At 70.8% G+C, this 3,993-nt stretch carries 4 protein-coding genes and 1 pseudogene; 3 read left to right on the top strand and 2 right to left on the bottom strand.

What is annotated here, in order from left to right; all coding sequences use genetic code 11:
- Positions 1–523: pseudogene (locus HC022_RS20655) on the top strand (sulfide dehydrogenase); the annotation flags it as partial.
- Positions 524–526: 3 nt separating this feature from the next.
- Here HC022_RS20655 and aroB read toward each other — a convergent pair.
- Together aroB and HC022_RS20645 are read right to left on the bottom strand one after the other, a co-directional pair.
- On the bottom strand, positions 527–1,639 hold the full coding sequence (aroB, locus tag HC022_RS20650) for a 3-dehydroquinate synthase (protein WP_008885715.1): 1,113 nt from the start codon (positions 1,637–1,639) through the stop codon (positions 527–529).
- Entirely contained in the window at positions 1,636–2,214 is a 579-nt protein-coding gene (locus tag HC022_RS20645) for a shikimate kinase (RefSeq protein WP_040383999.1), read from the bottom strand. Before HC022_RS20645 ends, aroB begins: the two co-directional genes overlap by 4 nt.
- Positions 2,215–2,311: 97 nt before the next feature.
- Here HC022_RS20645 and HC022_RS20640 point away from each other — a divergent pair, with 97 nt between their 5' ends.
- Both HC022_RS20640 and HC022_RS20635 read left to right on the top strand, forming a co-directional pair.
- Entirely contained in the window at positions 2,312–2,461 is a 150-nt protein-coding gene (locus tag HC022_RS20640; protein ID WP_008884661.1) for a hypothetical protein, read from the top strand.
- On the top strand, positions 2,451–3,993 hold a 1,543-nt coding region (locus HC022_RS20635; protein WP_254885200.1), incomplete at its 3' end, for a hypothetical protein. The genes HC022_RS20640 and HC022_RS20635, both read left to right, overlap by 11 nt.

Here is a 3,993-nt window from a genome sequence, read left to right as displayed (position 1 = left end):
CACCCGCCACCTCTGGCACGCCGCCCGGGGCAGCGCCCGCGAGGTGCTACGGCTGCAGGCGCAGCTCTGCTCCCTGCCCGAGCGTGGCCACGTGGTGCTCCGCCTGCCCGCGCAGCTCGCCCAGCCCGACGCGGCGCTGGCCCGCGTCGGGGCGCTGGCCGCGTGGCTGGCGACACATCGCCCGGAGGCACGGCTGACGGTTCTGGACGGCGGCGACGGCAGTCTCGGGCAACAGGGCAAGGGCCGGTGGCTGCGCGCCACGGTGCTGTCGGTCGACACCGACCGCGGCCGGATCGAGACCGACGCGGGCCGGATCGAGGCCGATGTGGTGAATTTCGTGCCGCCCCAACAGGCCGGGCTCATCGCCCGTGCGGCGGGGCTCACCGATGCCAGCGGCTGGTGCCCCTGCGATGCCGGCGGCGCCTCGCGACGGCGCGAAGGCGCGGCGATCATCGGGGATGCGCGCCGCGATGCTCTGCGCACCGTCGAAGGGGCCCTGCGCTCGGTCCGCGACGCGCTCTGAGGATCAGCGCCCGGCGAGGCCGTCGCGCAGCACGCCCAGCACCGTCTCGCGCGGGGCGTCGGACGAGACGAAGGCCTCGCCGATGCCGCGGGCAAGGATGAAGCGAATGGCCCCGTCGATCACCTTCTTGTCCTGCCCCATGAGCTCGTAGAGCGCCTCGGCCGAAGGCAGTTCGCCGGGAATGTCGGCCAGATCCGCTTTCATCCCCATCTCGCGCAGGTGCACGCGCAGACGGGACGGATCCTCCTGCGGGCAGAGCCCGAGCCGCGACGACAGCTCGAAGGCCAGCGCGCAGCCGATGGCGACGCCCTCGCCGTGCAGCAGCCGGTCGGAATATCCGGTGGCCGCCTCGAGCGCGTGGCAGAAGGTATGGCCGAGGTTGAGGAGTGCCCGGTCGCCCTGCTCGGTCTCGTCGCGCACCACGATCCCGGACTTCATCTCGACCGAGCGGGTGACCGCGTGGGTCAGCGCCGCGGGATCCCGGGATTCCACCGCACCGGCGTTGTCCTCGAGCCACTCGAAGAACGCCGCATCGCCGAGTAGGCCGTATTTCACCACCTCCCCGTAGCCCGCGAGGAAATCGCGGTCGGTGAGGGTCTGGAGAACGTCGATGTCGGCCAGCACCAGCGAGGGCTGGTGAAAGGCGCCGATCAGGTTCTTGCCGGCGGGCGAATTGATGCCGGTCTTGCCGCCGACCGAGCTGTCGACCTGCGCCAGCAGCGATGTCGGGATCTGCACGAAGCGCACGCCCCGGCGCAGCACCGCCGCCGCGAAGCCCACGAGGTCGCCGATGACGCCGCCGCCAAGCGCGATCACCACGTCGCGGCGCTCGACCTTCTGGGCCAGAAGCCACTCGACCACGCGCTCGAGCTCGCGCCAGCATTTCGTCGCCTCGCCCGGCGTCAGGGTCAGCGCCGCCGAGCCGATGCCTTCGGCCTCGAGCGCCTGCGTCAGCGTCGCCAGATGCGCCTCGGCGACGGTCTCGTCGCTGACGATCACCACGCGCGGGCGCTTCAGCAGCGGCGCGATCTCGGCACCGGCACGGGCCAGCAGCCCCTCTCCGATGCGCACGTCATAGGCGCGCTCGCCGAGCGCCACGTGAACCGTTCCGGTCATTCCCCGTCTTCCTCCGTCAACACATCCGGGCGCGTCTTCAGCGCCTCGATCACCCGCTGCGCCATCGCATCCACCGACTTGCCCTGTTCCGAGGACACGGTGAGGTCAGACAGCGCGTAGATCGGCACCCGCTTGCAGTAGATCTCACGCAGCGTGGCATGGGGATCGGCGGTGCGCAGCAGAGGACGCGTGTCCTTGTGCTTCACCCGGTTCCACAGCACTGGCAGCGCCGCATCCAGCCAGACCGCGACGCCGCGCTTGGTGATCATGCGGCGGTTTTCCTCGCGCATGTAGGCACCGCCGCCAGTGGACAGCACCGAGGGCCGGCCATCGAGCAGCCGTGCGATCACCTGGCTTTCCCTTTCGCGAAAGAAGGGCTCGCCATCGCGCGAGAAGATCTCGGCGATGGTCATGTTCGCGGCCAGTTCGATCTCGGCATCCGAATCGCGAAACGGCACACGCAGGGCGTGCGCCAGGGCCTTGCCGACCGCCGTTTTGCCCGCGCCCATCATGCCCACGAGGACCACGGTCTTTTTCAGCTTGAGTGCCTGCACCCTTGTATCTCGGCCATCCATCGCCAATTCTGACTTTCGAGGCCGTGAATGACGTGAGTTTGCCGAAAAGGCTAGGTATAAGTTCTGAAAAAGACACGAGGCAGGACCAGCGAGCATAATGGGACGTATCATCAAATGGCTGTTCATACTTCTGATCCTCTGCGGGATCGGACTGGTGGGCTATGCCTATGTCGGACCGTTCTTCGGGGCGGATTTTTCGCCGCCGCAGACGGAGATTCGCCAGCCTGTGGAGCTCGATGCGGACTGAGCCCCTCCTTCTGACGCTGTTCATTGCCGCCGCGGGCCCTCTCGCGGCGCAATCCCCCATGTCGGCCATCGACTGGCTCAACGACGACGGGACGGCGAATGCGCCCGCGGTGATGCAGCCGCAGCAGCCGGGCGCGACGCCGATGTTCGGGCTGCCGCAATCGAACGGCCGCTTGCCGCCGCTCAGGCTCGACGAGCCGCCGGTGGCGAGTTCCGTCACCAGCCCCGAGGTCGAGGTGCAGCAGCTGGGCCAGCCCTCGCCGGAATCGGCTGGGCTCCTGCCCATGTCGGTCACCGGCCTGCCGCCCAGCCTCTGGCGCGCCAGCGAGGCGTCGGTTCTGGTGCCGCTTCTCCATGACGTCGATCCGGCGGTGCCGGCGCTGTCGGCGCTGCTCTTCACGCTGCTGCTGGCCGAGGCCGACGCACCCCGCGGCTCGGGCGACGGCGCCCCGCTGCTGGCGGCGCGGCTCGACCGGCTGCTGTCGGAAGGCGCGGTCGATCCCGGCCTCGCGCTGGTGGACCGCGCGGACGGCAGCTCGGATCCCGAGCTCTTTGCCCGCTGGTTCGACCTGTCGCTGCTCTCCGGCGACGACGAGGCCGCCTGCCGCGCGCTGCAGGACAAGCCCGAGCTGTCGAGCGATCTGGCCACGCGGATCTACTGCGACGCCCGCGTCGGCGACTGGGACCACGCCGCAACGGTGCTGGGCACCGCCCGCGCGCTGGGGCAACTCAACGACCGCGATTCCGAGCTGCTGACCAGATTCCTCGAGCCCTCGCTCGCCGATGGCGCCGATCCGGTGCCGCCGCCGGCGCAACCGACGCCGCTGCAATTCCGGCTGTTCGAGGCGGTGGGCGAGACGCTTCCCACCCAGCCGCTGCCGCGCGAATTCGCCGCCGCCGATCTTTCGGGGCGCAGCGGCTGGCGGGCGCAGCTCCTGGCCGCCGAACGGCTGGCGCAGCGCGGCGCGCTGTCACCCAACCGCCTGCTCGGGCTCTATTCCGACCGCGATGCCGCGGCCTCGGGCGGGGTCTGGGACCGGGTCGACGCGATCCAGGACCTCGAGACGGCGCTGGAAAGCGACCGCCCCGACTTGGTGGAGCCCGCGCTGGTGCGCGCCTGGTCGCAGATGCGCAGCGCGGGGCTTCTGGTGCCGCTGGCCGAACTCTTCGGCGAAGAGCTGGGCCAGCGGAAGCTCGAGGGTCGCGCCGCGACACTCGCCACGCGCGCGGCCCTGCTCTCTGCCGGCTATGAGGCTGCCGCGACGCAGGTCACCACCAGCACCGGGCGCCTTGCGACCGCCGCCGCCGTGGCGCGCGGCACCGCCCCCGATCCGCTGCCCGAGGCCGCGCTCGATGCCGCCGTCGCCCGCGCGTGGCAGGATCCCACCCCGCCCGCCGAGCTTGCGCGCATGTTGCAGCAGGGCCGGCTGGGCGAGGCCATCCTGCGCGCGATGCAGCTTTTCGGCTCGGGCGCCGACGGCAACCACGAGGATCTGACCGAGGCGCTCGCCACCCTGCGCAGTGTCGGGCTCG

It is taken from the genome of Salipiger sp. HF18, from assembly GCF_011806505.1.
In the GTDB taxonomy this organism is placed as follows: domain Bacteria; phylum Pseudomonadota; class Alphaproteobacteria; order Rhodobacterales; family Rhodobacteraceae; genus Salipiger; species Salipiger thiooxidans.
Note: the sequence above shows the minus strand (reverse complement) of the source record. Positions and strands in the feature narration are given on the sequence as shown.